Annotated in this window: 40 protein-coding genes and 1 pseudogene; 12 read left to right on the forward strand and 29 right to left on the reverse strand. The window is 71.1% G+C overall.

Annotation, left to right across the window (positions count from 1 at the left end; translation table 11 throughout):
- Positions 1-31: 31 nt before the first annotated feature.
- From WH85_RS35060 to WH85_RS35175, 27 genes and pseudogenes are all read right to left on the reverse strand, one after another.
- Positions 32-511 (reverse strand): hypothetical protein, encoded by a 480-nt coding sequence (locus WH85_RS35060; RefSeq protein ID WP_045746405.1) that lies wholly within the window; start codon positions 509-511, stop codon positions 32-34.
- A complete protein-coding gene (locus WH85_RS35065; RefSeq protein ID WP_045746406.1) occupies positions 508-789 on the reverse strand; it encodes a hypothetical protein in 282 nt (93 codons plus the stop codon). Before WH85_RS35065 ends, WH85_RS35060 begins: the two co-directional genes overlap by 4 nt.
- Positions 786-1,010, reverse strand: a complete 225-nt coding sequence (locus tag WH85_RS35070; RefSeq protein ID WP_045746407.1) for a hypothetical protein — start codon at positions 1,008-1,010, stop codon at positions 786-788. Before WH85_RS35070 ends, WH85_RS35065 begins: the two co-directional genes overlap by 4 nt.
- Entirely contained in the window at positions 1,007-1,330 is a 324-nt protein-coding gene (locus WH85_RS35075) for a hypothetical protein (RefSeq protein ID WP_157411400.1), read from the reverse strand. Before WH85_RS35075 ends, WH85_RS35070 begins: the two co-directional genes overlap by 4 nt.
- Entirely contained in the window at positions 1,327-1,593 is a 267-nt protein-coding gene (locus WH85_RS35080) for a hypothetical protein (RefSeq protein ID WP_045746409.1), read from the reverse strand. Before WH85_RS35080 ends, WH85_RS35075 begins: the two co-directional genes overlap by 4 nt.
- Complete coding sequence (locus tag WH85_RS50950; RefSeq protein ID WP_157411401.1) at positions 1,586-1,825, reverse strand: hypothetical protein; 240 nt, start codon at positions 1,823-1,825, stop codon at positions 1,586-1,588. Before WH85_RS50950 ends, WH85_RS35080 begins: the two co-directional genes overlap by 8 nt.
- The gene (locus WH85_RS35090) at positions 1,818-2,225 is read right to left on the reverse strand and encodes a hypothetical protein (RefSeq protein WP_157411402.1); all 408 of its coding nucleotides are present in this window, start codon (positions 2,223-2,225) and stop codon (positions 1,818-1,820) included. The genes WH85_RS50950 and WH85_RS35090 overlap by 8 nt, the downstream gene beginning before the upstream one ends.
- A gap of 89 nt (positions 2,226-2,314) precedes the next feature.
- On the reverse strand, positions 2,315-2,452 hold the full coding sequence (locus WH85_RS50955) for a hypothetical protein (RefSeq protein ID WP_157411403.1): 138 nt from the start codon (positions 2,450-2,452) through the stop codon (positions 2,315-2,317).
- A complete protein-coding gene (locus WH85_RS35095) occupies positions 2,445-2,819 on the reverse strand; it encodes a hypothetical protein (protein ID WP_157411404.1) in 375 nt (124 codons plus the stop codon). Before WH85_RS35095 ends, WH85_RS50955 begins: the two co-directional genes overlap by 8 nt.
- A 5-nt stretch (positions 2,820-2,824) precedes the next feature.
- Positions 2,825-3,412: a hypothetical protein gene (locus WH85_RS35100; protein WP_045746413.1), complete on the reverse strand. Its 588-nt coding sequence runs from the start codon at positions 3,410-3,412 to the stop codon at positions 2,825-2,827.
- A 43-nt stretch (positions 3,413-3,455) separates the two neighbouring features.
- A pseudogene (locus WH85_RS50960) lies at positions 3,456-3,533 on the reverse strand.
- Between the two features lie 7 nt (positions 3,534-3,540).
- The gene (locus WH85_RS35105) at positions 3,541-3,888 is read right to left on the reverse strand and encodes a hypothetical protein (protein ID WP_045746414.1); all 348 of its coding nucleotides are present in this window, start codon (positions 3,886-3,888) and stop codon (positions 3,541-3,543) included.
- On the reverse strand, positions 3,888-4,475 hold the full coding sequence (locus WH85_RS35110) for a crossover junction endodeoxyribonuclease RuvC (RefSeq protein WP_045746415.1): 588 nt from the start codon (positions 4,473-4,475) through the stop codon (positions 3,888-3,890). Before WH85_RS35110 ends, WH85_RS35105 begins: the two co-directional genes overlap by 1 nt.
- Positions 4,472-4,798, reverse strand: coding sequence for an ArsR/SmtB family transcription factor (locus WH85_RS35115; RefSeq protein ID WP_052721020.1), 327 nt, complete (start codon positions 4,796-4,798; stop codon positions 4,472-4,474). Before WH85_RS35115 ends, WH85_RS35110 begins: the two co-directional genes overlap by 4 nt.
- Entirely contained in the window at positions 4,795-5,568 is a 774-nt protein-coding gene (locus WH85_RS35120) for an ERF family protein (protein WP_052721021.1), read from the reverse strand. Before WH85_RS35120 ends, WH85_RS35115 begins: the two co-directional genes overlap by 4 nt.
- Positions 5,565-6,578, reverse strand: coding sequence for a YqaJ viral recombinase family nuclease (locus tag WH85_RS35125; protein WP_052721022.1), 1,014 nt, complete (start codon positions 6,576-6,578; stop codon positions 5,565-5,567). Before WH85_RS35125 ends, WH85_RS35120 begins: the two co-directional genes overlap by 4 nt.
- Complete coding sequence (locus WH85_RS51840) at positions 6,575-7,090, reverse strand: hypothetical protein (RefSeq protein WP_045746417.1); 516 nt, start codon at positions 7,088-7,090, stop codon at positions 6,575-6,577. The genes WH85_RS35125 and WH85_RS51840 overlap by 4 nt, the downstream gene beginning before the upstream one ends.
- Positions 7,084-7,389: a hypothetical protein gene (locus WH85_RS35135; protein WP_045746418.1), complete on the reverse strand. Its 306-nt coding sequence runs from the start codon at positions 7,387-7,389 to the stop codon at positions 7,084-7,086. Before WH85_RS35135 ends, WH85_RS51840 begins: the two co-directional genes overlap by 7 nt.
- Entirely contained in the window at positions 7,386-7,607 is a 222-nt protein-coding gene (locus tag WH85_RS35140) for a hypothetical protein (RefSeq protein ID WP_045746419.1), read from the reverse strand. The genes WH85_RS35135 and WH85_RS35140 overlap by 4 nt, the downstream gene beginning before the upstream one ends.
- Positions 7,607-8,035 carry a hypothetical protein gene (locus WH85_RS35145; RefSeq protein ID WP_045746420.1) on the reverse strand — a complete coding sequence of 143 codons (429 nt, stop codon included), beginning with the start codon at positions 8,033-8,035 and terminating at the stop codon, positions 7,607-7,609. Before WH85_RS35145 ends, WH85_RS35140 begins: the two co-directional genes overlap by 1 nt.
- Positions 8,032-8,196 carry a hypothetical protein gene (locus WH85_RS50965; protein ID WP_157411405.1) on the reverse strand — a complete coding sequence of 55 codons (165 nt, stop codon included), beginning with the start codon at positions 8,194-8,196 and terminating at the stop codon, positions 8,032-8,034. The genes WH85_RS35145 and WH85_RS50965 overlap by 4 nt, the downstream gene beginning before the upstream one ends.
- On the reverse strand, positions 8,193-8,459 hold the full coding sequence (locus WH85_RS35150; RefSeq protein ID WP_045746421.1) for a hypothetical protein: 267 nt from the start codon (positions 8,457-8,459) through the stop codon (positions 8,193-8,195). The genes WH85_RS50965 and WH85_RS35150 overlap by 4 nt, the downstream gene beginning before the upstream one ends.
- On the reverse strand, positions 8,456-9,001 hold the full coding sequence (locus tag WH85_RS35155) for a hypothetical protein (RefSeq protein WP_045746422.1): 546 nt from the start codon (positions 8,999-9,001) through the stop codon (positions 8,456-8,458). Before WH85_RS35155 ends, WH85_RS35150 begins: the two co-directional genes overlap by 4 nt.
- Before the next feature lie 121 nt (positions 9,002-9,122).
- On the reverse strand, positions 9,123-9,377 hold the full coding sequence (locus WH85_RS35160) for a hypothetical protein (RefSeq protein ID WP_045746423.1): 255 nt from the start codon (positions 9,375-9,377) through the stop codon (positions 9,123-9,125).
- A complete protein-coding gene (locus WH85_RS52485) occupies positions 9,377-10,744 on the reverse strand; it encodes a hypothetical protein (RefSeq protein WP_052721023.1) in 1,368 nt (455 codons plus the stop codon). The genes WH85_RS35160 and WH85_RS52485 overlap by 1 nt, the downstream gene beginning before the upstream one ends.
- 74 nt (positions 10,745-10,818) lie before the next feature.
- On the reverse strand, positions 10,819-11,271 hold the full coding sequence (locus WH85_RS35170) for a helix-turn-helix domain-containing protein (RefSeq protein WP_045746424.1): 453 nt from the start codon (positions 11,269-11,271) through the stop codon (positions 10,819-10,821).
- Positions 11,264-11,542, reverse strand: coding sequence for a hypothetical protein (locus WH85_RS35175; RefSeq protein ID WP_157411406.1), 279 nt, complete (start codon positions 11,540-11,542; stop codon positions 11,264-11,266). Before WH85_RS35175 ends, WH85_RS35170 begins: the two co-directional genes overlap by 8 nt.
- Positions 11,543-11,825: 283 nt before the next feature.
- Here WH85_RS35175 and WH85_RS35180 point away from each other — a divergent pair, with 283 nt between their 5' ends.
- From WH85_RS35180 to WH85_RS35190, 3 genes are all read left to right on the forward strand, one after another.
- A complete protein-coding gene (locus WH85_RS35180) occupies positions 11,826-12,239 on the forward strand; it encodes a helix-turn-helix domain-containing protein (RefSeq protein WP_045746426.1) in 414 nt (137 codons plus the stop codon).
- A gap of 2 nt (positions 12,240-12,241) precedes the next feature.
- Positions 12,242-13,471, forward strand: a complete 1,230-nt coding sequence (locus WH85_RS35185; protein ID WP_045746427.1) for a tyrosine-type recombinase/integrase — start codon at positions 12,242-12,244, stop codon at positions 13,469-13,471.
- A 264-nt stretch (positions 13,472-13,735) separates the two neighbouring features.
- The gene (locus WH85_RS35190) at positions 13,736-14,545 is read left to right on the forward strand and encodes a universal stress protein (RefSeq protein WP_045746428.1); all 810 of its coding nucleotides are present in this window, start codon (positions 13,736-13,738) and stop codon (positions 14,543-14,545) included.
- Here the strand turns inward: WH85_RS35190 and WH85_RS35195 are convergent.
- Positions 14,542-14,853 carry an antibiotic biosynthesis monooxygenase family protein gene (locus WH85_RS35195; RefSeq protein WP_045746429.1) on the reverse strand — a complete coding sequence of 104 codons (312 nt, stop codon included), beginning with the start codon at positions 14,851-14,853 and terminating at the stop codon, positions 14,542-14,544. The two genes, WH85_RS35190 and WH85_RS35195, sit on opposite strands and share 4 nt — an antisense overlap.
- Before the next feature lie 84 nt (positions 14,854-14,937).
- On the opposite strand from WH85_RS35195, the gene WH85_RS35200 reads away from it, so the two are divergent.
- Positions 14,938-15,753 (forward strand): MOSC domain-containing protein, encoded by an 816-nt coding sequence (locus WH85_RS35200; RefSeq protein WP_045746430.1) that lies wholly within the window; start codon positions 14,938-14,940, stop codon positions 15,751-15,753.
- Between the two features lie 95 nt (positions 15,754-15,848).
- The gene (locus WH85_RS35205; protein ID WP_052721024.1) at positions 15,849-16,820 is read left to right on the forward strand and encodes an expansin EXLX1 family cellulose-binding protein; all 972 of its coding nucleotides are present in this window, start codon (positions 15,849-15,851) and stop codon (positions 16,818-16,820) included.
- A gap of 88 nt (positions 16,821-16,908) precedes the next feature.
- On the opposite strand, the gene WH85_RS35210 is transcribed toward WH85_RS35205, so the two are convergent.
- Positions 16,909-17,226, reverse strand: a complete 318-nt coding sequence (locus WH85_RS35210; RefSeq protein WP_157411408.1) for a hypothetical protein — start codon at positions 17,224-17,226, stop codon at positions 16,909-16,911.
- 165 nt (positions 17,227-17,391) lie between these two features.
- Here WH85_RS35210 and WH85_RS35215 point away from each other — a divergent pair, with 165 nt between their 5' ends.
- The 7 genes from WH85_RS35215 (at position 17,392) to WH85_RS35245 (ending at position 25,811) form a co-directional block, all read left to right on the forward strand.
- Positions 17,392-18,237, forward strand: a complete 846-nt coding sequence (locus WH85_RS35215; protein ID WP_045746433.1) for a MurR/RpiR family transcriptional regulator — start codon at positions 17,392-17,394, stop codon at positions 18,235-18,237.
- A 27-nt stretch (positions 18,238-18,264) separates the two neighbouring features.
- Complete coding sequence (hutU, locus tag WH85_RS35220; RefSeq protein WP_045746434.1) at positions 18,265-19,896, forward strand: urocanate hydratase; 1,632 nt, start codon at positions 18,265-18,267, stop codon at positions 19,894-19,896.
- Entirely contained in the window at positions 19,893-21,047 is a 1,155-nt protein-coding gene (locus WH85_RS35225; RefSeq protein WP_045746435.1) for an allantoate amidohydrolase, read from the forward strand. Before hutU ends, WH85_RS35225 begins: the two co-directional genes overlap by 4 nt.
- Positions 21,044-22,342 carry a formimidoylglutamate deiminase gene (locus WH85_RS35230; protein WP_083449487.1) on the forward strand — a complete coding sequence of 433 codons (1,299 nt, stop codon included), beginning with the start codon at positions 21,044-21,046 and terminating at the stop codon, positions 22,340-22,342. The genes WH85_RS35225 and WH85_RS35230 overlap by 4 nt, the downstream gene beginning before the upstream one ends.
- Positions 22,339-23,478 (forward strand): imidazolonepropionase, encoded by a 1,140-nt coding sequence (hutI, locus tag WH85_RS35235; protein WP_045746436.1) that lies wholly within the window; start codon positions 22,339-22,341, stop codon positions 23,476-23,478. Before WH85_RS35230 ends, hutI begins: the two co-directional genes overlap by 4 nt.
- A complete protein-coding gene (hutH, locus tag WH85_RS35240; protein WP_045746437.1) occupies positions 23,475-25,010 on the forward strand; it encodes a histidine ammonia-lyase in 1,536 nt (511 codons plus the stop codon). The genes hutI and hutH overlap by 4 nt, the downstream gene beginning before the upstream one ends.
- Before the next feature lie 141 nt (positions 25,011-25,151).
- The gene (locus tag WH85_RS35245; protein WP_045746438.1) at positions 25,152-25,811 is read left to right on the forward strand and encodes a hypothetical protein; all 660 of its coding nucleotides are present in this window, start codon (positions 25,152-25,154) and stop codon (positions 25,809-25,811) included.
- Positions 25,812-26,009 lie beyond the last annotated feature (198 nt).

Below are 26,009 nucleotides of genomic sequence, written 5' to 3' on the forward strand. Positions count from 1 at the left end.
TGGTGCGGGTGGGGATTTGGGGCGGGGCGCGTCAGCCGTAGAAGGGGAAGACCAGCCACTTCGGCGTCGTCTGGGTCGGCGTGATTTCCAGCGCGGTGATCGCAGCGGTGATCCGGGCGTCCCAGTCGGGCAGTCGGTCCTCGTGGGCCAGGGCGTCGAGGTCGAGTTCCATGACGTCGGACCACTCGACGGACGCGTACGGGTAGGTCTCGCCCGGCCCGCGAGTAGCGACCAGGATCCAGCCCGAGTAATCCCAGGTGCCGGACCGGACGAGGTCGACGCCCCAGTGGTCGCGGGCGGGGTCTTCCTTCTGCCATGCGTATTCGAGGGCCGGGGCGTCCGGGATGAGGTCGTAGAGGCGGCTGAACAACTGTTCGGACAGCCCACCGGCGTCGCTGTCGTACCAGCCGACGGTGATCTCGCCCCACTTGCCGACCTCCGCGACACGCGCGGCTTCGCCGCTGTAGAGGGTGATGCCGTACGCGAGCCGGGCTTCGGGGTCGTCGCTCATGCTGAATCCTTCGTCTTTCTGGAGGGGCGGGGGCCGTGCGCGACGACCTCGTGCCGACTGGCGCACATCGCCGGGTACTCGTCGCGCGGGCCGGCCTTGTACGGCTCGCCGGGGTGCAGCGGCTGGCCGCAGTGACACAGGCCGACGTGCTGCCGGGTGTCGCGGTGATGCGTCCAGGCGGCCTGGTCGATGGCGCCCTGGGTGTCCTTGAGGCGAGACCAGATGCCCGCCCGGCCGTGCTGACCGGGCGGGCGCGGGATGAGCGGCTGCTGGGTCATGACGCCCGCTTGTACGCCTGGCCGCGGCTGACCCGGCCGCAGATCACACCCGGCGTGAGGTTGCCGAGGTGCCAGAACGGGCCGGACGGGCAGGCGTAGGCGGCGATGTGCTGCCCCGGGTGAAAGTCGCGGCCGGCACGGCGTGCAGCCTTCCGCGAGGCGTAGTTGACCTTCCCGCACGGCTCGCAGCTGCCGATCGTGTTTCGGGTCCACTCCCTCACGCGCCACCACCAATCGGGAGCGCCTGGCGGCCGTGACCGGCCCGCAGGTGGTCGCGGTGGCAGGACGGCCCGAGCCGGGCGACGACCGTGGTGCGGCCGTCGACCAGCTCAGTGACCGGGGTGAGGTGGCGGGCGGACCGGCTACAGGCCGAGCACCGGTCCGGCGCTGCGATGACCAGCTGGCGCTCGACGATCGCGAGCACCGCGGTCACGGCGGCGTCGACCATGCGGTCGTCGGGCTGCGGGTGGTGGTGATCGAGCGCCCAGGACCGTGCCGCCCGGTAGCCGGCCATCTGCATCTCGGCGGTCACCGGGATCACCGCGTCACCCCGCGGGCTGCCGGGCCGACCTCGCACGCGTTGCGACGGCACCCCGCCCGACCGTCGCCCGGCAGCGGCTTCTCGCAGGCCGGGCAGAGCCGCCGGCCGTCCTCGGCGAACTGGGACGGCTCGGCATCGATCAGGCCGAGAACCTCGAGCAGATCAGCGTTGTTGGTGCGCGCGAGGTAAGCAACCGCGGCGGCCCGGGTCTCGGGCTGCTGGGCGTACGGCAGCCCGAGCCGGGTTGTGATGGAGTCACCCACGCGGCTCGCCACCCGTCGCGGTGGCCCCCGGCGTGTCGCCGGACGCCTCGATCCGGTCGGCCATCGCCCGGCAGGTCTCGGTGACGCACATGGCCTGGCAGCCGCGCGACATCGGCGACCAGGGCGAGGTTCGCGGGGTGGCCCTGGTCGCCCACAGCGCCAGGTCGACGGAGCACTGGCTCGGCAGGCGGTTGAGGGCGCGGGCGATCCGGTAGCGCAGACGGTCACGCATCACGGCCACCCTTCGCGGCCGGCGACTGCCGGTCCGGGTCGACCGCGAGGTAGTCGGCGGCCCATGTCGCGGCCGGGCTGCTGGTGCGCTGAGCGACGTCGCGCAGCGTGGCGATCGCCTGCTCGTAGCCCACCTGGGCAGCGCGTCCGGGGGACTGCAGGCGACGTAGCATCTCGGCGCCGAGTGCGATCGCCGCCTCGGCCTCCTCGCCGCGCCTACTCAGCGAGATCATGGCATCGACGACCGGCCCGGATGCCAAGGCGAGCACATCGGCCACCTGGTCGCCGGTCGCGGGGCGCTTCGCACGTACGAGTTCGTCAACCCGGCGGCTGACAGCCATGACGTTCCGCTGAACGGCGTCGAGTTCGGCCAGGTTCGGGATGCCGGAGGGGGCGTTCATCGGTCTTCCTTCCGAGCGGCTTGGAGACGGCAGTACCTGCCACAGCGCGGCGCTCGCGCGGTGGCGGTCGATCAGGCGGTGGCGCGGTGTCACCAGCCCCACCGCCACAGCGCGACGGTCGCGAGCGCACAGCCCGCGGTCAGCGCGGTGAGCAGCGCCCTGGTGTCCACCGCGGCCGGAGCGGCGACGGCGGACACCAGGGCGAGGCGGCGGAAGGCATCAGCCACCGGAGCGGCCACCCAGCCACGGCGGGACCGGCTTCCCCTGGGCGATGGCACGCTGCCTGCAGCCGGAGCACTTCGCCAGGTGATCCAGATCGTCGGCGTCAGGCTCGTCGCGGGCCGGACCCGCGAGCAGGCCGACGAACTCGCCGAGCGTCAGCCCGATCGGGCCACCGGGCCGCGCCGTGGGAGCCGGGGCGTCGCCCGTCTCGCCACGCAGGTACGCCTCGAAGACCCGGGCGGTCTCGACGATCTCCTCGGCTGCGGGCAGGGCCCGGGTCGCGGGAACCATGATGGTGTCGCGGTCGAAAACCCCGGCGGCCAGCTCCAGAGCCGCGGCCCGGATGTGGGTAGCGGTGTCGACGCTCTCCATGCCGATCACGCGGCACCGCCCGAGAACGTCGCGGCAGGGACGGACTCATCGGCCTCGGCGCGCTTCGCCTTGATCCGGCCGCGCTTCTCCTCGGCCTCGTTCGCGGCCGCGATCCGCTCGCGCTCCTCGTTCTCGGCCTGCTCGGCGGCGAGCTCCTCGGCGCTGGGCGGCGGCACCCGGTAGTCACCGTCCGGCCCGGTCCGGATCGGCAGCTCCTCCTGACCGTCCAGCTCCGCGCTGGTCTTCGACTCGACCGGCGAGCCCTCGCCGTCGGCACCGTCGAAGTCGTAGCCGTCGCGCGGCACCGTGAACAGCGTGTCGGCGATGTCCGCCAGGCCGCGGCCCTTCCGCGCACGGTCGAGGATGCCGCGCGCGACGGCCTCGTCGGCGTCCTGGGCGACCTCGATCGCGACGAACCGGGCCGTCGGGATCGGGGCCTCGCCGGGCTCCTTGGTCACCTTGTGCTGCTCGACGATGCCGACGACGACGTACCGGGCGAACTCGTTCTTCACGAGGTCCAGGGAGATGTCCTCCAGGCCGTTCGAGTCGCGCTCGTTCTTGGAGAACGTGCCCTTCAGCTTCACTGCGGTCATCTGGGGTGGTGCTCCTTGCTCGAAGAGATCGGGGGTGGTGCAGCGCCGCCGGCGGGACTCGAACCCGCGCTTCCGATCACCCGGTCCATGACGGGCGGCACCCTGACGGGCGCTCGGCGGCGGGCTCATCAGCCAGGCGGATCGGGGCAGTGCACGTGCTCCCAACGGCCCTCGGCCCCGCACGGCTGGATCGCCTGGCCGCGGACCAGCGGGTCCGAGCACCGCGGGCATCGCCCGATCGGTCGGCGGGCGACGAGCCACCCCCGACCGGAATCGGGACCGGGGGCGGCGTGCCGGGCCTCGTCCAGCCGGTGTTCCAGCTCGGCGATGTGGTCGATCAGCCGGGCCTCACGGGCACCGCGCAGGTCAGTACGCAGCCGGGCCACGTCCTCCGCCCGGAGCTGATCCAGCACCCGCGCGGGACGGACGAATACGGCATCGACCGGTGTCGGGCGGTGACTCTCGACCTGATACATCAGGCCACCGCCCGATCGGCCAGATCGATCAGCGGCCACCGGACCCCGGACAACGCGCGTCGATGCGACTCGGGCCGGTCGACGAGCGCCTGTCCGTATTGATCGAGCGTCATCGCGAGCAGCGACAGCGCGTCGGCCTCGTCGTCGGAGCCGATGTGCACGCCGTGCTCGCCGACCGTGCCGTACGTGGCGATCATCGATGCAAGGACGACGTCCTTCTTCGCGCCGCCGTTGCCGGTCGCGTACGTCTTGACCTTGGACGGGTGCACGTCGACGTACGGGATGCTCCTGGACCACAGCCAGTGCTTGACCGCCCCGTGCAGCTCGGCCAGGCGCAGCGGCACGTTCCCGGTGCCCGTCACCAGCGGCTCTTCGATCGCCACCAGGTCCGGCCGGCACCGGGCCGCGCCCATCACCACGCTGACCGCCTCGTGCAGCCGCTCGTGATCGATGCGCGTCAGGGTCGGGCGGCGCCGCGGCGTGACGGTCGAACACCACAGCCGCGGCGTGCCCTCGCCGGTGTGCGTCGCGGCGATGCCCGTGCCGGTCAGGCTCAGATCGAGGCCGACCACCCGCAGCGGCCTCATCGATGGCCATCCCGGGCCGGGTCGATCAGCTGGACGAGCGCGCGGACCGCATCGACGACGATCTCCCGGGCGCCGCTCACCGGCTCCTCACGGATCAGGCCGGCCGCGGTGAGCGCCTTGACGTGGTGACTGACGGTCGCCTGGCTGAGATTGAGGTCCGGCACCAGCTCGGTGACGAGTAGCGGCCCGTGCCGGTGTAGCAGCGCGAGGATCCGCAGCCGGGTCGGGTCCGCGACGACCCGCAGCGCGGAGGCGAGGCCCGCGGCGTCAGCCGTGGTGAATGGGTCCGCCGGTGCGAACGGCGAGTGCATGACGGCGGTCACTGGTCACCGCCGACCGCGCGGCGCTCCGCCACGATCCGTTGGTACAGCTTCCCCAGCACCTCGTCGTCGCCGACCTCGTTGACGACCGTTGCGCCCGCGATGCGGTGCTGGCCCAGCTCGCCGTAGATCTGTCGCAGACGGCCGAGCGACGTGTGCGGGTTGGTGATCTCGTCTCGGTAGGCGTTCGGGTCAGCGGTGATCGGCTCGGGCCGCTCGACGTTCACCCGGTCCGGGTCGAGCTTCGGGTCATCGGTCGGGATCGTCAGCGCGACGATGAGCAGGTTCCGGTAAGCCGTCGTCAGCGCCTTCGCCAGCCCTCGCTCACCGACGTCCAGGCCCTCGCCAGCGGACTTGACGGTCTTGGTGTCGCCCATCGGGCCGGTGATCTCGTAGGTCACCTTGACCAGCGACTCGGTCATCCGCCCGCCGGAGCGGGTCAGGTCGATGTCGACCGGCAGCACCGACACCCCGTGGCGACGCAGGGCCGGGCCGACTGCGTTGAGCACCTGGTCGATGCCGCGGAAGTTGAACCGGTAGCCGCCCTTGTCGGTCTTGATGTCCGCGACCTTGTCCTTGCGGACCGCCTTGACGTCGCGCATCACCCGCGTCCACGCGATGTGCACCGGCACCTGATCGACGTCGGTGATCGGGTCGGTGTACTCGATGTCCGGCAGCACGTCCGGTTCGGACACCGGGCCGGATACCGCGGGTGCCGTGTCGGACGGCTGGTCGTCGTGGCCGGCAGAGGCCGCGCGTTCGCGCAGGCTCACTTGGCACCTCCAGAGAGTCGCCGGAACTCAGTCGAGATCCGGATCTGGTCGTGGGTCTTCTCGGTGACGCAGGCCGCGTACGCCTCGGGGAACCGGGCGCGCAGCTCGTCGAGGTCGCAGGTGCGCTTGGTGACCGGCGTGTACTCGTAGGCCAGCTCGTCGGCGAACTTGACGAGCTGGGCGCCGGCCGCGAGCCGCCGCAGCGTGGCGGCGGACTGCTTCAGTGCCTTCTCGGCCGCGCCCTTCGCGGCGGACCGCTCGGCGTACTCGATGACCGCGTCGATCTCCGACAGGTCGAGCTCGCCGACCCGCGCCGGGTGCATCAGCGAGTCCATGTCGATCAGCGCCTGTGCCTTGGACAGGTCCCACTCCGGCTCGACATCGGCCAGCAGGTTCTCCGTGCGGAAGCGGCGCACCTCGCCGACCACGAACGCCTCCAGCTCGGCCTCGCGGAAGACTGTGGTCAGCCGCAGCTCGTTACCGCCGATCAGCACGGCTACGTGGATGTGGTCGTAGCCGGTTACGGCCATCTGCCACACGGTCTGGGCGAGCACGTCGTCTGGGACGCTGGCGTTGGCGAACCGCTGCGCCTTGAACGCGCTGCGGCACTTCACCTCCAGCGCGCACCGGGTACGCACCGATCGGTCCATCGGGCATTCCAGGACCTGCCGGTCCAGGCTGACCCGCATCCACGGCTCGTCCTGGTGGGCGACCAGGCCGACGCGCTGCACGACCGAGCGCTGGCGCCGCGCCCATTCCCGGGCCACCGGTTCCTCGAGGAGGTGGCCCCACAGCGCGGCCTCGCCCGCGTCGTCGACCAGCTCGCTGCGCTTGTCGCGGTAGACGTGTACCGCGGTGTTGCGGTCGGCCACGCCGAGGATCGCGGCGACGTCGCTCGAGCCGATGCCCTCGCGCCGGGCGGCGAGCCAGGCCTCACGGCTGGCGTCGGCGGGCAGGACGCGCACGGCGGTCGGGGTGACCCGCCGTGCGCTGATCTTCTGCTCGGTCACGCCGCGACCTCCGGCAGGCACAGGCCGGACCGCTCGTGCGCCGGCGTGCCGACACCGAGCCAGGTGCAGCGGCACCCGTCGGCCTGCGCCGGGATGGCCAGGTGCCAGTCCGCCAGGTCTGGGCCAGGGTGGGCGAGATGGGTCCACCGGCCGTGCCAGAACTCGTGACCGTCGGCCCAGACGGCCAGGCCGCGGCAGACCACGCACCGGGCGTAGATCTCGTCCGGGGCGTGCGCGATCTCGCGGGGCACCAGGGCGAGGCCGCCGAGGATCTGCAGCATCTGCAGGGCCGTCAGGTCCTCGGTGGTGATCTCGGCGCTCGGGTCGAGGTTGATCGTCAGGGTGAGGGTGTCGTCGTCGAGCCGGGTCAGCGCGACGAGTACGCCCTCACGGCGCCACACCCACTCGTCGATGTGGCCCTGGTCGTCGATCGCCTCGCGGTGGATGTCGGCCTGCCGCCGGGCCCACCGCAGCGCGAGGCCCACCAGCCGCCAGCCGGGGAAGATCACCACGGGCCACCACCCCCGAGGAAGCGGGCGTAGACCACCGAGACGCCGTTGATGCTTCGGACCACGGCCTCGAACGAGCCGGCCGGAGCGAAGCACAGCACCTGGGCCTGCTTGACGGTGGTGGAGGCGCTGGTGGCGCGGGCCTTCTCCTTGTACTCGTGGATGACGGCCCACCGCCCCGGCTCGTCCCGGAGCAGTGAGGCGATGTCGTCGTACTGCGATCCCGGCTGACGGCCCGCGGGCACGGTGACCTTCGAGGGCGGCGGGTTCTCCCAGCGGATGACCTGGTGCTTGGCCTTCATCGGGCGTCACCGCCCGCCACCGTGAACCCGGCCGTCCTGGCGCAGCTGGGGCAGTAGTCCTTGCCGCCGCGCCTGGCGTACTGGCCGTCCTTTCGCCGGCGGAACCACCATCCGCTCTGACGTGCGGTGTCCTCGAGCAGAAACTGGTTGGCCCCGCGCTGCTTGAACTCGGCGCCACAGAGGTCGCAGATGATGGCGTAGAGCAGGCTGCGAATCATCAGGCCACCCCCGCCCAGCGCACCGGTGCGTCTGTGGCCCGCAGCACCAGGTGCAGCGTCAGCGCCTCCTGCTCGGGCGTCAGCGCGAACACCGGCCACAGCACCACGTGCCCCGGGCCGTCGACCCGGACCGTCACGGCCACGCCGCGCAGCTGCAGCCGCCAGGTCAGCAGGGAGGCGCCCAACTGGTCGAGCGGGCGCAGCACCGGCCGGTCACCGCGGTGGTCGCCGCGGACGAACCGGTAGCTGCGGAACGCCTGCTCGATCGCCCGGTCAGCGCCGCGCCGGGTGTGGGCGGTGCCGGAGGCGAGTACCGGGCCGGTGTGGCCGTCGGTGACCCGCCAGTCCCAGTGACCGAGGCGCGTTCTGGTGGCGTCCCAGGTCGGGAACCGGGACACGTACACCGGCGTCGGTTCGATCGTGATCACGACGCGCTCCCGGCGTTCGGGACGGTGCCGGCACCGTCGTGGATGCGGGGGCAGCAGCACCAGCACTGGATGCAGTCGGCCGGGATGCAGTGGTCGGGCTCCTGCATCTCGGCCCGGTTGGCGTTCTCCTCGAGGAAGTCGCGCTCGTCGGAGTTATTCACTGGGCACCACCGCGGCGCAGCACCTGCAGCGCGGACCGCGACCGGACGAGCGCCGAGTGGAACCCGCGAGCCCGCCGCTCGGTCACGAGGTCCCGCGGCGGCTCCTGGACGCGGTGCCGGCCGATGTACGGCGCCGGCCGCCGGTGCGTGGTCCGCGGAGGGACCGTCGGCAGTACCTGGGTGGCCTCGTGGACCACCCGGTGGATCTCGGCGATGTCGCGGGCGATCTCGCCGGTGTCGGCGGGGCGGACGGTCGTGGTCACCGGGCACCGAGGCCCTGCTTGATCGCCTCGGCGATCAGGTCGGCGGCCTTGGCTCGGACGGCGTCGACGACCTTGGCCTTCTCGGCGGCCATGACCGCGGCCAGCTCCTTGCCGAGGACGGTGGCGACCTGATCGCGCAGCCACTTCTGCAGGGTCGTCTCGCCGTTGCGGCTGTAGCTGTCGGCGGGCTTGTTCAGGTACTTGGTGGTTTCCTCGATGATCAGCTCGGTCATCGTGATGGTCTGGCCGGTCTGCTCGCCGTACGTGTTGGTCTTGGTCAGCGGCTGCGCGATGGCCTGTTGGACGATCGGCACGATGGCCTCGCGGATCGCCTCGTCGCGCAGCTCCAGGAACCGCGAACGCAGAGTCGGCCACTGATCATCAGCGGTCAGCCGTGCGGAGATCTTCTCCGCGACGACCTCGCCGAGGGTGCGAGCGGCCGGGACGCGTTCGTCCCGCTCGTCGTCGTAGTAGGCCTCGGTGTTGACCACCGTGGCGAGGTCGATGCCGTCGAGCCCGTCGACGTGGATGCGGATCTGCACTGGAAGCTCCGGGTGAGAAGGAGAAGGAAGAGGGGTGCCGGGGCGGGCGGCGGGGAAGTCGCGCCCGCCCCGGGCGGTGGCCGGACCGCGACCCCCTCGCGGGGCCCGGCCGGAGGGGAGATCAGGTGGAGACGCGGACGAGGTAGGCGTCGAGCTGCTGGGTCGCGCGCAGCGAGTGCCACAGGCAGACGTTGGCGACGATGTCCAGGCCGACCTGGACGCGCCGGCTGGCCAGCGAGGGGCACTCCGGCGCGTACGCCCGCCGGGGGTCCGGCGGCAGGGTCAGCTCGGCCAGGCGCTTTGCCCTGCACGGGCCCGAGGCGGCCAACGGTGCAGGCGGCTCCAGCACCAGGGAGTGACGGCGGCGGTGGGTCATCAGCGGGTACCGCCCACCGACATCGAGTGCCGGCCGTGCGCGGTGGCCGAGCCGCAGTCCGCCTCGAAGCCGTCGATCGTGCCAAGGCAGACCGGGCCGTCGTCGACCAGCTCGGCCGCGACCGTCTCGGCGGTCAGGTCGATCCGCTCGTGCTCGGTCCAGCGCGGAATCCACTCGTCGGCCACGGGCGTGCCCGCGATGTAGTCGAACGCCCACCGGTTGCCGAACCGGCTGGCGAACATCGCCTCGCGGCAGGCCTCGTGCGACGGGCCGATGATGGTCACGTAGCGGTTGAGCAGGTCCTTGCCCGTGTCCGGGTCGGTCTGGCCGTGGCCGAAGCTGAAGTAGACGGTCACCGGCCCCGCGTCGACCGGGTTGGCGATGTGGCCCTTCAGCAGCTCGTCGGCCTCCGCGAGGCTGTCGAAGCCGTCGAAGCCGACGCCGCACGCGCACTCCACGCCGCAGGTGCCGGGGTCCTCGCCCTTCCACCCACGAGCCTTGAAGTGCCGGGCCTTCTCGGTCTCGTCGACGAATTCACCGCCGCTGACCTGCGCGGCCCAGTGTGCCGGCACCCGGGGCGAAGTCGGGCGGATAATCTGCGGGTTGTCGTCCTCGCGGGAGTACGTCAGGCCCAGGTCGCGGATCTCGCCAGCCGTCTCATGGATCGAGGCCAGGTCGGCCACCGCCTCGGGCGACGGCTCCGGCTCCGGCTCCGGCTCCGGCTCCGGCGACGGCTCCGGCTCCGGCTCCGGCTCCGGCTCCGGCTCCGGCTCCGGCTCCGGCTCCGGCTCCGGCTCCGGCTCGGCCGGTCGGCCATCACGGTGCCAGGCGATCACCGAGTACGCGACGGAACCGATCGTGGCGCTCGCGTCGGTCCGGTCGTCCAGGTTCTCGCGGATCTTCACGCCGAGCCGGTCGGCGAACCCGCGAACCCGGGCGACAGTCTCGGCGGTGGCGTCCTCGTCTGCACCGTGCAGGTCGATCTGCAGCCGGGCCTCCTGGACGAAACCGCTGTCCCGCGTGATCGGCGCCCACGGGTTCGCCTGCAGCCAATCGGCGAACTCCCGCAGGCCGTCGATGAACCTGTCCCGGTCGGCCTGCCTGCGTGCCTCGGCGCGCTCCGCCTCGGTCAGCAGTCGGACCGGCGTGTCGGCCGCGAGCCGGACCGACTTGGGCGCGACCGTGTCGGACTCGGCGACGACCAGCAGCACCCGCTTGGTGTCGATCGAGTCGGTGTACGGGTGGGCGCTGAGGACCCGGGCGTGCTTCGGCCCGCCCCACGGGTCGCCGTCCAGGATCTCGGCGGCCCAGGTGCCGGGCGTGAGCTCGGCTGCGGGCTTGTGGGTCGGTAGAGTCGTGTCGTTCATCGGATGCCTTTCTTCGCGGTTGGTGATCCGGTGATCAGCGCGCTCTCGGTTGCAGCCGGGAGCGCGCAGCTATTTCAGGAAGCCGCGAGCCGGCCCTTGGGGCGCTCGGGCGACATCGGCGGCAGGGGTGGCGGCACCGTCGGCGAGGTGACCGGCCGTCGGGCCGAGGGCCGCGGGTACGGCGGCGTCGGGCAGGTCGGCGGGACCGTGTCGGTGCTCGCCGAGCCCGGCTGAGGCCGGGGGACTTTCGGTCCGCTCGGCGGCGGGGGCGTGTGCGGCCCGGACGGCGGGTGCGTGCCCACAAGCCGTGCCGCAGTGCCGGCAACGCGCAGTGCCGGCGGCTGGATCACCTGCTGTTCACCCGCCGCGACGATCGCGTCGAGGTGCGCCTGGCTGAAGCGGATGTGCTTCCCACCGCCGGGCCGGGTGAACGGCACCGAGCGAGCGGCGGTCATCGCGTAGAGAGTCTTCGGCGAGATGCCCAGGTAGGCCGCAGCCTCCTTGACGTTGCGCAGGCCCTCAGCCACGGTCCTCACCGTCCGGCCGCAGCTCGAAGATCTTCTCGACCGTGGTGTCCAGGTCGGCGGCCATCTTCATTGCGGTCGACAGGTGCGGACTCTTGCGACCGGAGCGGTAACCGAACAGCAGGGCGCGGTTGAGTCCGTGCAGCTTGGCGGCCGCGACGATCGTGGTGATGCCCTTCTGCTCGGCGAGCCGGTCGTATTCCTCGACGCGGAGCCGGGCGGTCACATCGTCGCCCTCAGGCGACGGTGCGTCGCTTTTTGTCGTCGCTTCCATGGTCACGAACGTAGACCGTCGCCTGTAGGCGACGCAAGGGGCGACGCCTGAAGGCGACGTCTATGACCGAACGGATGAGATGTGATCACGACCTTTGGGCCGGTACCGTCGCACTAGAGCGACGTTATTCAAGGGGGTTGAAGTCATGGCACAACGCAGGACCGGGGCTTTTCTATCGAGCACGCAGAAGCACCGTCGTAGACAGGCGACGCATCAGAGCGACGCCAAAAGGCGACGCCCGCGAAACTATTCATGCAGCTCAGATACCGCATACCGTGCGCCTATGAGCGACGCATCCGTGCCGGCCGAAGACTGGCCTGCCTACCTCCGCCGCATGACCAAGAGGCCCGGCTGGAGCGTCGCGAAGCTCGCTCGAGAATCGAATATTCACCGCGCCACCATCTTCGGATGGATCAAGGGTGACGTCGGTGTGACGATCGACAGCGTCCGCCGCATCGCCCTGGCGCTCGGCGACGACCCCGAGAACGCTCTGCGTGCAGCCAGCAGCAAGACCGACGACGCGACTGCCGTTGAGCAGGATGAGGAGGTCGCGCTGATTATGCGAGCGCCCGTCGATGACGATCTCAAGCAGGTGATGCTGCAGAAGCTTCGCCAGCGTCGAGAAGAGGACAAGCTGCGACGGTTGCAGACCTGGCAGGACATGATCGACGTCGCGCCGAAGCGCACGGAGGGCTGACCATGTGGGTCGAGAAGAACGGACCCACCTACCGCATCCGCGACCTGGTTCATGGCAAGAAGACCACCATCCAGGCCGGGTTTCCGACCAAGACGGCGGCCACCAAGGTCAAAAAGGTACTCGAAGCTGAACAGATCACCGGCACCTATGTCGACCCGCGCGGCGGCCGGATGCTACTCGGCGAGTGGGCTCCGCTTTGGTGGCAAACTCACCAGACCAGCCTCCAGCCAGGATCGGTCAAGAGTGAGGGAGCCCGGCTCAGGAACCACATCATCCCGCTTCTCGGCGAATACCGCCTCGAGGAGATCACCCGGCTGGTTGTCCGGAGCTGGGTAACCTGCATACTCACCGGCAGCGCGGGACTTGGCGAGGAAGAGCCAGAACCCGACGACGAAACGGTCCGCCAGCCGTTGGCCGCAAAGACGGTCCGCAACGCGCATGGCGTGCTGTACGCGCTGATGCAGGCCGCAGTCGACGACAAGCTGATCCGGCAGAACCCGTGCTATAGGACCGGTCTGCCACGGGTGAATCTCCGAGAGCAGCGGTACCTCACCGAGGCTGAGATCGGCCGGCTGGTCGCCGCACTTCCTGCCCACTGGCGGCCCCAGGCGGTCTTGATGATCGCTACCGGTCTTCGATGGTCGGAGGCGGCAGGGCTGCGGGTGAAGGACGTCGACGTCCTGGCGCGCGTGCTGCGAGTCGAGCAGACCCGCCACGAGTTGACCGGTGGCTCGCCTCTGGTGGTTGGGCCGCCGAAGACGAAGCACTCGCGCCGGTCGGTCACCTTCCCTCAGGAGGTCGCCGACATGCTGGTGCCGGTGGTTTCCATGCGCCACCGGGACGCATGGCTATTCACCGCGCCGGATGGGCGCGAGCTTCGACAGCGCAAGTTCTGGAAGAGCGTCTGGCTACGAGCCACCGCGGCGGCCGACTTGGAGGGGGTGAGAATCCACGACATGCGGCACACGCACGCATCGCATCTGATCGCTGACAACGTCCCCTTGACGGGCATCCAGCGTCGCCTCGGGCACAGCTCGATCGTGGTCACGAGCGACATGTACGGACACCTGCTCCCGGTGATCGGCGAGAACATCATCGTGGCGGTGTCGAAGTCCCTGGCCATGGTCGACTTCGGGTCTCTGGTAGGGGAATCCGTAGGGGAATCCGTAGGGGAACAACGGGAATCAGCGGGGAACGACGGGGACGTATGGGCAGGTCGACAGGCAGCTTGACCCCCTGAGCAGGGGGGCTATAGGGGTTCGAGTCCCCTCTTCCGCACCAGACGTGTTCTCAGGCCCGTTCTCACGATCGGGCCTGAGGTGTATCAGGGGGCAGTCAGGGGAGCCGTTCTCGGCCCCGCCGATCGAAACCCGAGTCGTTTTTGGACATCGACACCGGTGAACGGTGTGATGGGCGTCGAACCCGATGACACCGGGGCGCGCGCCCGGGCCCCGGCGTGACAGGATCGATGATCCGAGCACCCGGAGGTGACCCCCATGACCTCTCCCGTGATCGTCGGCATCGACGGATCCCCCCGCAGCCTCGACGCCGTCGTCGTCGCCGCCGGCGAAGCCGCCCGGCGCGGCGGTCCACTACGGATCGTCCGCGCCGACGTCTGGTCCACCGTGCAGATCGGCGGTCCCGGCGGTGTCGCCCGCCCGTCGACGTCCGTCCTCGCCGAGCAGGCCGAGGAGGAACTCGTCCTCGCCGAACGGGCCGCCCGCGCCGCCGTGCCGGCCCTGCGGGTCACCACCGAACTGGTCGCCGGCTCCCCCGCCCAGGTGCTGCTGGCCGCAGCCCGGGACGCTGCCCGGGACCCGGTCCGCGACGACGCCCTGATCGTCCTCGGCGACCGCGGCATGGGCGCCATCGCCGGGCTCCTCGCCGGATCCGTCGTCATCCAGGTCGTCACCGACGCGACCTGCCCGGTGCTGGTGGTCCGCGGTGAGACCCGCGACACCGGTCCGGTCGTGGCCGGCGTCGACGGCTCCCCGCACTCCGCCGCCACCGTCGCCTTCGCCGCCGAACAGGCCCGGCTGCGCGGCGCCGAGCTCGTCACCGTGCACGCCGGTTCCGGTGCCCTCGACGACCCCACGGCCGGGCCCGGCCGGCACGAGACCGTCCCCGGACCGGCCCGCCGGGTGCTCACCGAACGGTCCCGCGAGGCCCAGCTGATCGTGGTCGGCAGCCGGGGCCGCGGCGGCTTCGCCGGGCTGATGCTCGGCTCGGTCAGCCAGCACCTCGTGCACCACGCCGCCTGCCCGGTGGCGGTGGTCCGCACGCCCCGCAACCCCGACGAGGGCTAACCCAGGTCGCGGGCGACCTCGTGGTGTGTCACGGTGACCTCCCGGCCCAGCAGGAAACCGTCGTCGTCCGGGAAGAACACCGCCCGCCCGACGTCGTCACCGGCGAACCCGCGGACCGCCTCCAGCGACCTCCACCAGCTGATCGTGGTCACCTCGCTGCGGCCGTCACCCAGGTCCCGGGTCCACATCTGCGCGCCCAGATTCCCCGGCGTCCCCCGGTACGCCGCGAGACCGGTCCGCTCGATGTACGCCACATAGTCACCGGCGCGTTCCGTCGCCACCCAGCCCCGCCATACCCGTGCAATCATCCGACCAGATTAGATCGAGCAATCCGAATGTCACCGGAGGCGGTGTCCCGGCGCCCGCCACAGCCGTTGTGCGAACCTGGGGAAATGCGGATCACGGCGCTTCACACGTACCCCGTCAAAGGTTGTCATCGCCTGGACCACGACGAGGCCCGCGTCGAACCGCACGGGCTCGCCGGCGACCGCCGCTGGATGGTCGTCGACGCCGACGGTGTCGGCATCACCCAGCGCGACACCGCCCGCCTCACCCAGCTCACCGCCCGGCCCCGGCCCGGTGGCCTCCAGCTGTCCGCACCGGGACTCCCCGGCCTGGATCTGGACGAGCCCGCCGACGGCCTCAAGATCGCCGTGCGCGTCTTCAAGAGCAAGACCCCGGTCCCGGCCCGGGTCGCCGAGAGCGAGTGGATCAGCGGCTTCCTGGGCCGCGACGCCCGCCTCGTCTGGCAGTCCGACCCCACCACCCGTGCCGTCGACACCGACTTCGGCGAGCCCGGCGACCGGGTCAGCCTCGCCGACGGGTACCCCGTGCTGCTCGGCAACACCGCGTCGCTCGACGCCCTCAACGGCTGGCTGGCCGAGGCGGGCGACGCTCCCGTCCCGATTCACCGGTTCCGCCCCAACATCGAGGTCAGCGACGCGCCCGCGTGGGCCGAGGACGCGTGGCTCGGCAGCCGGATCCGCATCGGTGACGTCACGTTCCGGGTGGCGAAACCCTGCGACCGCTGCCGTGTCACCACCATCGACCAGGAGACCGGCGAGACCGGACGGCAGCCTCTCAAGATCCTGGGGAAGCACCGGCGATCCGGCAACGGCCTGATGTTCGCCGTGAACATCATCCCCGACCTCGCCGCCGGCGAAATCGCGCTCGTCCGGGTCGGCGATTCCCTGACCGTTCTGGACTAGCCCATTCGGGGCCACTTATACCTATCGAGGTAACTGTCTTACGAAAGCCTTAGGAAATTTGCCGATACCGGTGGCACCGAGCAGTATCCCTGATCGTGAGTGCTCATCGACGCCCGTTCCCCGCCCGATGGCTCGCCGCCGGCGGAGCCGCCGTTCTCGCCGGAATCATCGGCGTCGCCATGCTGCTGCAGACCGGAGGCTCGGCCTGCGCCGCACCCCCGAGCACCACCACCAAATCCGGGAAGGCCACCTTCTACGACCTGGCCGGCAGCTCCGGAAACTGCTCGTTCGAAACGCCCGCCGACGACCTCTACGTCGCCCTCGGCCCGGCCGAGTACTCCGAGGGCGCGGCCTGCGGCAGCTATCTCGACGTCAGCGGCCCCAAGGGCAAGGTCCGCGTCAAGGTGTTCGACTCCTGCCCCGAATGCCCGGCCGGCCACATCGACCTGAGCCGCACCGCCTTCAAGAAGATCGGCGCGGAGATCGACGGCATCATCGCCGTCAAGTACAAGCTGGTCAGCAACCCGTCGGTGCCGTCCGGCATGACCGTGCGGATCAAGGAGGGCGCGTCGAACTTCTGGTTCGCGGCCCGTATCGACAACCACGGCAACCTGCTGAAGTCGGTCAAGGTGGCGGGCGCGAACGGCGTCTTCAAGAGCACCTACCGCACCGATTACAACTACTGGCTGATCGACGCCGGGGCGGGCGCGGGCCCGTACAAGCTCAAGGTCACCGACGTGAACGGCAACACGGCGACCCTGTCCGGCATCAAGATGAGCCCGGGTTCGATCCAGAAGACCAGCGTCCGCCTGACCGGTGGTAGTTCGTCCGGTTCGGCCACCTCGTCCGGCTCGTCGTCCACCGGATCCGTGGCCAAGGCGTCCTCCCCGGCCGCGAAGTCGGCGAAGTCGGCGACTCCGTCCAGCCCGGCGGCCTCCTCCGCCGCGGCGGCGTCGTCCGCGGCGGCCGCGCCGGTCCCGCCCGCGTCGATCGCCCCCAGCCTCGACGAGGCCGCTCCGGTCACCGACACCCCGGTCAACCTGACGGCGGGCGAGTCCCGCTGCTGATCTGACGTTGTTCCTCTGCCTCTTCTGGTACGCGTGACAAAGGCCGGCGTGTGAACGCCGGCCTTTTCGTGTCCACGGGGAGGTCGCGTCAGCTGTTGGTGTGCAGCCGCTGCACCGATCCGGTGGTCCAGTGCGTGATGCCGTCGCAGTAGACCAGAGCGTCGTCGTAGTAGCGGATCTTGCCGCTGCTGCGCCAGTAGGTCGTGGTGCCCAGCCCGGAGATCTTCTTGCACTGCACGTTGATCGAGTGGTACCCGCTGCCCCCGGTGCAGATCTCCTGAGCCCAGTTGCGGGTGACGTTGAGCTTGCAGCCGGTCGGGACGGCCTGCGCGCTGCCGGCGACGGTCAGGGTCGAGGCGAGGGCGGCGCCGGCGACGAGCACCGCCTGGATCGTGCGCTTCTTCATGGGGTTCTTCTCCTTGCGTTCGGTTCCGGTGCAGCCTGGCAGCGCATTCATGCTGGTAGACGAATTCCGAACGAATCCGAACGGGGCTTGCCGCCGGTGTCACCGGCTCGTTGCTCCGGGTGAAGGGTCTAGCTCTCTGAAATCTTTTATGCATAAGCTGTTTGCGTGAATGACGGAGTGGTCAAGACCGCTGGACGGGTACTCGACCTCTTCCAGGGCGCACGCCTCACGCCGACCCAGCGGCGGATCGCGCACTGCCTGGTGGAGCATGCCGAGAAGGCCGCCTACCTGTCCGCCGCCGAGGTCGCCGAGCTGGCCGGGGTGAGCCAGCCGTCGGTGACCCGGTTCGCGATGGCGCTCGGCTACTCCGGCTACCCGGCGCTGCGCCGGGAGTTGCGCGCGCTGGCCGGCGCCGGCCCCGGCGAGACCACCGAGCAGAACGCGATGCAGCGCGCGGTGCACGCCGAGACCGAGCACCTGCGGCGCCTGGCCGACCAGCTGCTCGACCTGGACAGCGTCCAGACCGCGGCCTCGCTGCTCGCCGGCAGCCCGGTGCTGCCGGTGCTCGGCCTGCGGGCGGCGGCGCCCCTGGCGGCGTACTTCGGGTATTTCGCGGCCAAGGTCTTCCCGGACGTGCGGGTGCTCGACGACGGCGGCACCGGCCTGCTGGACCGGCTGGATCAGGCCCGCGCGGCCGGAGCCGGTGCCATGCTGGCGATCGTGCTCCCCCGCTACCCGCGTGAGTCGGTGGAGGCCGTCCGGGAGGCGAAGGCGGCCGGCCTGGCGGTGGTCGCGATCACCGACTCGGCGGTGAGCCCGGTGGCCGAGTCCGCCGACGTGACGCTTCCCGCCGCGGTCGGCACCCAGCTCGTCTTCGACCTGCACACCGGGCCGATGGCGATGGCGATGGTGCTGCTGCAGGCGATGTGCGACGCCGCACCCGACCTGGCGCAGCAGCGTCTGGAGCAGTTCGAGGCCACGGCCGCACGTCGGCACGTCTTCATGGCTTGAGTGACACCAGCAAGGGGAGGAAGAGTCATGCCGGAGATCCGGGCGCCCAGAGGTACGGCGTACACCGCGCAGGGATGGCCGCAGGAGGCCGCCAAGCGCATGCTGATGAACAACCTCGACCCGGACGTGGCCGAGCGACCGGACGACCTGGTGGTGTACGGCGGGACCGGCCGCGCCGCCCGGAACTGGCCGTCCTATCACGCGATCATCCGTGAGCTGGACGAGCTCAAGGGCGACGAGACGCTGCTGGTGCAGTCCGGCAAGCCGGTCGGTGTGCTGCGCACCCACGAGTGGGCTCCGCGGGTGCTGATCGCCAACTCGAACCTGGTCGGCGACTGGGCGACCTGGCCGGAGTTCCGCCGGCTGGAGCACCTGGGCCTGACCATGTACGGCCAGATGACCGCCGGCTCGTGGATCTACATCGGCACCCAGGGCATCCTGCAGGGCACGTACGAGACGTTCGCCGCCGTGGCCGCCAAGAAGCACGGCGGCGACCTGGCCGGCACGTTGACGCTGACCGGCGGCTGCGGCGGCATGGGCGGCGCGCAGCCCCTCGCGGTCACCATGAACGGCGGCGTCTGCCTGGTCGTCGACGTGGACCGCACCCGCCTGCAGCGCCGGGTCGACACCCGCTACCTGGACGTCGTCGCCGACAGCCTCGACGAGGCGGTGCAGATCGCCCTGAAGGCCAAGAAGGAACGGCGCGCACTCAGCGTCGGCGTGGTGGGCAACGCCGCTCTCGTCTTCCCCGAGCTGCTGCTCAAGAACGTCGAGATCGACATCGTCACGGACCAGACCAGCGCGCACGACCCGCTCAGCTACCTGCCGGTCGGCGTGGAGCTGGAGGACGCGGCCGAGTACGCCCGGACCAAGCCGGAGGAGTTCACCGACCGGTCCCGGGCGAGCATGGCGAAGCAGGTCGCCGCGATGGTCGGCTTCCAGGACGCGGGCGCCGAGGTGTTCGACTACGGCAACTCGATCCGCGGCGAGGCCAAGCTGGCCGGCTACGAGCGTGCGTTCGACTTCCCGGGGTTCGTCCCGGCGTACATCCGGCCGCTGTTCGCCGAGGGCAAGGGCCCGTTCCGCTGGGCGGCGCTCTCCGGTGACCCGGCCGACATCGCGGCCACCGACCGGGCGGTGCTGGAGCTGTTCCCGGACAACGACCCGCTGGCCCGGTGGATCCGGATGGCCGGCGAGAAGGTCGCCTTCCAGGGCCTGCCGTCGCGGATCTGCTGGCTGGGCTACGGCGAGCGGGACAAGGCCGGTGTCCGGTTCAACGACATGGTCGCGCGGGGCGAGGTCAGCGCGCCGCTGGTGATCGGCCGTGACCACCTGGACGCGGGGTCGGTGGCGTCGCCGTACCGCGAGACCGAGGCGATGCTCGACGGCTCGGACGCGATCGCCGACTGGCCGCTGCTGAACGCCCTGGTCAACACGGCGTCCGGGGCGAGCTGGGTGTCCATCCACCACGGTGGCGGCGTCGGCATCGGCCGCAGCATCCACGCCGGTCAGGTCTGCGTCGCCGACGGCACCGCGCTGGCCGGCCAGAAGATCGAGCGGGTGCTCACCAACGACCCGGCGATGGGCGTGCTGCGGCACGTCGACGCGGGCTACGAGTCGCAGGCGGCGCCCGGCGTGCACATCCCGATGACCCGATGAGCGACTTCACCGAACTCTGGGCGGAGATCGCGCCGGTCGGCCGGGCGGAGAGCGGCGGTTACCTGCGGTACGCGCTGACACCCCCCGAGTTGACGCTGCGCGACTGGTTCCGCACGCAGGCCGCGCGAAGAGACATGCGGGTCACCGACGACGGCAACGGGAACCTGTTCGCGTGGCGGGGCGAACCGTGGGCGCCGGGGACGGTGCTGACCGGTTCACACTTCGACTCGGTGCCGCACGGCGGGGGCTACGACGGTCCGCTCGGCATCGTCAGCGCGTTTCTCGCCGCCGACAAGATTGATAAATCCAGAAAAATAGGGATCGCTGCGTTCGTCGAAGAGGAGGGCGGCCGCTTCGGTGTCCCCTGCCTCGGATCACGGCTGCTCACCGGCGCGATCACACCGGAGAAGGCGGCGAGCCTGCGTGACCGCGACGGGATCACCTTCGGCGAAGCCCTGGGTGGCACACCGAGGGGACACGACCCGCGGATCGCGAACGTCGCGGCCCTCGTCGAACTGCACATCGAGCAGGGCCGGGCCCTGACCGTGCCGGTCGGTGTGGCCAGCGCGATCTGGCCGCACGGGCGCTGGCGGATGGACTTCGCCGGCGTCGGCGACCACGCCGGCACCACCCTGATGGCCGACCGGCACGACCCGATGCTGACCTTCGCGTTCACCGTGCTCGCGGCGAACAAGGAGGCCCGGCTCTCCGGGGCGCACGCCACCGTGGGCCGGGTACAGGTCGAACCGAACGCCACCAACGCCATCCCGTCGCTGGTCCGGGGCTGGCTGGACGCCCGGGCCGCGGACACCGCCACCCTGGAACGGCTGGTCGACGAGGTGGTCCGGAAGGCTACCGAGCGGGCCGGGCGGGACGGCACCGCGCTGGCCGTGACGCCGGAGTCGGTGTCCGGCGAGGTGGCGTTCGACGAGGCGCTGGCGAAGCGGCTGTCGGACCTGCTCGACGGGGCGCCGATCCTGCCGACCGGGGCCGGGCACGACGCCGGGGTGCTGTCCGCGCACATCCCGACGGCGATGCTGTTCGTCCGCAATCCGACCGGGGTGTCGCATTCACCGGCCGAGCACGCGTCCGACGAGGACTGCGAGGCGGGGATCGAGGCGCTGGCGACGGTCCTGGAGGAACTGGGGTGACGGTCTTCCACGCGACTCTCGCCGTGATGAACGGCAAGATCCAAAGAAATGTCCGAATAAAAGAAGAAGCCGGACTGATCACCGAGGTCACCCCGGACACTCCGGTCGAGGGCCATCCCCTCAACGGTCTCGTCCTGCCCGGCTTCGCCAACGCGCACTCGCACGCCTTCCACCGGGCGCTGCGCGGGCGTACCCACGGCGACCGCGGCACGTTCTGGACCTGGCGCGAACTGATGTACAAGGTCGCCGGCCGGCTCGACCCGGACAGCTACTTCGCCCTGGCCACCGCGGTCTACGGCGAGATGGCACTGGCCGGGATCACCGCCGTCGGCGAGTTCCACTACCTGCACCACGGGCCGGACGGGACACCGTACGCCGACCCGAACGCGATGGGGAACGCGCTGATCGCCGCCGCCCGCGAGGCCGGCATCCGGATCACCCTGCTCGACACGGTCTACCTGACCTCGAGTGTGGACGGCAAACCCCTGGAAGGCGTGCAGCGGCGATTCGGCGACGGCGACTACGACGGCTGGCACCGCCGGTTCGACCGGCTTCGCGACGACGACGGCGTGCGGATCGGCGCGGCCCTGCACTCGGTACGGGCCGCCCCGGTGGACGGCATGTCCGCCTTCGCCCAGCGGACCGACGGGCTGCCGGTGCACGTCCACCTCTCCGAACAGCCGGCCGAGAACGAGGCGTGCCAGGCCGTACACGGCTGCTCCCCCACCGAACTGCTGGACGGCGCGGGCTTCTGGCGGCCGATGACCACCGCGGTGCACGCCACCCACCTGTCCGACACTGACATCACGACCCTCGGCGGCGGGTTCGTCTGCCTCTGCCCGACGACCGAACGGGACCTCGCCGACGGCATCGGGCCGGGCCGGGCCCTGGCCGGCGCGGGCGCCCGGCTCACCCTCGGCAGCGACAGCCATGCGGTGATCGACATGTTCGAGGAGGCGCGCGGCACCGAACTCGACGAACGGCTGGCGACCCGGCAACGCGGCCACTTCAGCGCGTCCGAACTGCTCACCGCGGCGACCGCCGACGGGCAGGCGTCACTCGGCTGGGCCGACGCCGGGGAGATCGCCGTCGGCCGGCGGGCCGACCTGGTCGCGGTCGCCCTGGACAGCGTCCGCACCGCCGGGACCGACCCCGGCGGGATCCTCTTCGCGGCCACCGCGGCCGACGTCACCGACGTGATCGTGGACGGACGGCCGGTGGTCACCGGCGGCCGGCACCGGACGATCGACGTGCCCGCCGCCCTGCACAACGCGATCACGGAGGTCCTGTCGTGAGTCTGGTGATCACCGACATCGGCGAGCTGTTCACCGGCGACGAGATCCGCACCGGCGCCGCGGTGGCGATCGACGGCGACCGGATCGTCTGGGTCGGCGACACCGCCGGCGCGCCCGCCGCCGACCAGCGGATCGACGCCGGGGGCGCCGCGGTCCTACCCGGATTCGTGGACAGCCACGCCCACCTGATGTTCGCCGGGGACCGGGCGGCCGAATTCGGGGCGCGGATGGCAGGAGCGGCATACACCGGCGGCGGCATCCGGACCACGGTCGCCGCCACCCGCTCCGCGAGCGACGACGACCTCCGCGACAACGCGCGGCGCCTGATCGGTGAGGCCCTCCGGCAGGGCACCACCACCATCGAGATCAAATCGGGGTACGGGCTGAACGTCGCCGACGAGGCCCGGTCGTTGCGCATCGCCGCCACCCTGACACCGGAGACCACCTTCCTCGGGGCGCACGTGGTGCCCGCCGAATACCGGGACCGGCCGGACGACTACGTGAGCCTGGTCTGCGGGCCGATGCTCGACGCCGTCGCACCGTACGCGAAATGGGTGGATGTCTTCTGTGAGCGGGGCGCCTTCGACGCCGACCAGACCCGCGCGATCATCACCGCCGGACAGGCCCGGGGACTCGGCGCCCGGCTGCACGGCAACCAGCTCGGACCCGGACCGGGCGTCCGGCTGGCCGTCGAACTCGGCGCGGCCAGCGTGGACCACTGCACCCACCTCGACGACGCCGACGTGGACGCACTCGCCTCGTCGGAGACCGTGGCCACCCTGCTGCCCGGCGCCGAATTCTCCACCCGGTCGCCGTACCCGGACGGGCGGCGCCTGCTGGACGCGGGCATCACCGTCGCCCTGGCCACCGACTGCAACCCCGGATCGTCGTACACCTCCTCGATGCCGTTCTGCATCGCGCTCGCCGTACGCGAAATGCACCTGACCCCGACCGAAGCGGTGGCCGCGGCAACCGCCGGTGCCGCCGCCGCCCTGCGCCGCCCCGACCTCGGCCGGATCACCCCCGGGGCCCGCGCCGACCTGATCGTGCTCGACGCCCCCTCCCACCTGCACCTGGCCTACCGGCCCGGTGTCCCCCTCGTTCGCACCGTCGTGCACAACGGAGTGCTCCAGTGACCGTCATCGTCCAGCCCACCGGCGTCACCCCCGCCGATGTGATCGCCGTCGCCCGCGACAACGCCCGCGTCGAGATCTCCCCCGCCGCCCTCGACGCCATGGCCACCAGCCGCGCCATCGTGGACGGCATCGAAGCGTCCGGCAAACCCGTCTACGGCGTCTCCACCGGCTTCGGCGCGCTCGCCAACACCTCGATCGCCCCGGAACGCCGCGCCGAACTGCAACACGCCCTGATCCGCTCACACGCGGCCGGGATCGGCGCACCGATGCCCCGCGAAGTGGTCCGGGCCATGATGCTGCTGCGGGTCCGGTCGCTCGCCCTGGGCCGCTCCGGAGTCCGGCCGATCCTCGCCCAAGGCCTCGTCGACCTGCTCAACCACGACATCACCCCGTGGGCGCCGGAACACGGCTCGCTCGGCGCATCCGGTGACCTGGCACCGCTCGCCCACTGCGCCATCGTGCTACTCGGCGAAGGAACGGTCCTCGGCAAGGACGGCACCCGCACCTCCGGCGCCGAAGCCCTGCACAGCGCCGGCCTGCAACCCCTGGAACTGGCCGCCAAAGAGGGCCTGGCCCTGATCAACGGCACCGACGGCATGCTCGGCATGCTGCTGCTCGCCATCGCCGACGCCGGCCACCTGTTCGCGATGGCCGACGTGACCGCGGCCCTGGCCATCGAGGCGATGCTCGGCTCGGAACGGCCCTTCCTGCCGGAACTGCACAGCATCCGCCCCCACCCGGGCCAGACCGCGTCCGCGGCGAACATCCACCGGCTCCTGCAGAACTCCAGGATCATGGACTCGCACCGGGACGACCTGGCACACGCGGTGCAGGACGCGTACTCGATGCGCTGCGCCCCGCAGGTGGCCGGCGCGGCCCGCGACACCCTCGACTTCGTCCGCCAGGTCGCCGACCGCGAACTCGTCTCCGTCGTCGACAACCCGGTGGTCCTGCCGGACGGCCGCGTCGAATCCACCGGCAACTTCCACGGGGCACCCCTCGGATTCGCCGCCGACTACCTGGCGATCGCCGCCGCCGAAGTGGGCGCCATCGCCGAACGCCGCGTCGACCGGCTCCTCGACGTGACCCGCTCCCGCGACCTGCCGCCGTTCCTCACCCCGGACGCCGGCGTCAACTCCGGCCTGATGATCGCCCAGTACACGGCGGCCGGCATCGTCGCGGAGAACCGCCGCCTCGCCGCGCCGGCCTCGGTCGACTCGCTGCCGACCAGCGGCATGCAGGAAGACCATGTGTCGATGGGCTGGGCGGCGACGAAGAAGCTCCGCACCGTCCTGGACAACCTGACCAGCCTGCTCGCGGTGGAACTCCTGTCGGCTGTTCGTGGCATCCAGCTACGGGCGCCGCTGCAGCCGTCGCCGGCGGGACAGGCCGCGGTGGCTGCGGTGGAGCCGTTCGCGGGAGTGCCGGGGCCGGACCTCTATCTGGCGCCGGTTCTGGAACAGACCCGGGAGGTGGTCGCGGGGGCGGCTCTGCGGGGCGCGATCGAGGACGCGGTCGGTCCGCTTCGCTGAAAACCCTTTCCGGGGTACGCGTCTTCCGGGGTACGCGTCTTCCGGGGTACGCGTTTGTCCGGCCGGGCCCTTCCGGTCAGGGGCATCCGGCCGGGTGGGCAGGCAGTAGCGTATGCCCCCGTATCGATACGGGGAGACCGCATGCACGACACCTTCCACCTGGCCGGACGCCGGGTGATCACTTTCGGAACGACCTTCATCGTCCTCGGCGTGCTGGCCAGCGTGCTCGGCTACGCCGCGATGGTGGCCCTGCGCGAACCGCAGTCACCAACCGGGCCGAACATCCCGGCCATCGCCGCGGCGGTGGCGGCCTTCCTCGGACTGGCCGTCCTGTTCTGCGTGGTCGGCCTGTTCATCTCGGTGATCGTCTGGTTGGTGAACGCCCACCGGCTGCGGGCCGCCGGACCGGGGCTCGCCGGATACGCGATCCTGGTGGCCGGCGTCGCGCTGATGGTGACGTCGTACCTGGTACCCGACCGTCTGACGCCCCTGGAAGCCGCAATGGCAGCCGAGATGGTCCTGCGGTTCGGCGGGATCGGAGCGCTGATCGGCGCGGTGACACTCAGCCGTTCCGCGGTGCTCTCCGCAGCCACCTCGACGGCTCACCCGGCGGCGGGGGCCTCGGCGCCTCATCCGGCGGCGGGGGCCTCGGCGCCTCATCCGGCGGCGGAGGCCTCGGCGCCTCATCCGGTCGCGGGGGCCTCGGCGCCGCTTCCGGTCGCGGCCGAGGACTGGGGCGGCGGCTGGGACCCGGACGTCCAGGCCGAGATCGACCGTCGACGCCCCCACAGCCAGCCCTGATTCAGCCGCCGCCCCGGGTCGCCCTCGGCTCACAGACGAACCATGCGCGACGGCTCAACCCAACCCAGCCGTCGCCTACGGTCGCCCACAGCCCACAAACCCCTCTGTGCCAAGATCATGAGAGGCAAGATCTACTCTTGAAACGTTGAGTTGAGGGCGAGCGAGGAGACCACCACCGGTGGGTTCGAACAGTGAGGT

This window comes from Actinoplanes rectilineatus, from assembly GCF_000962825.1.
Lineage (GTDB): Bacteria > Actinomycetota > Actinomycetes > Mycobacteriales > Micromonosporaceae > Actinoplanes > Actinoplanes rectilineatus.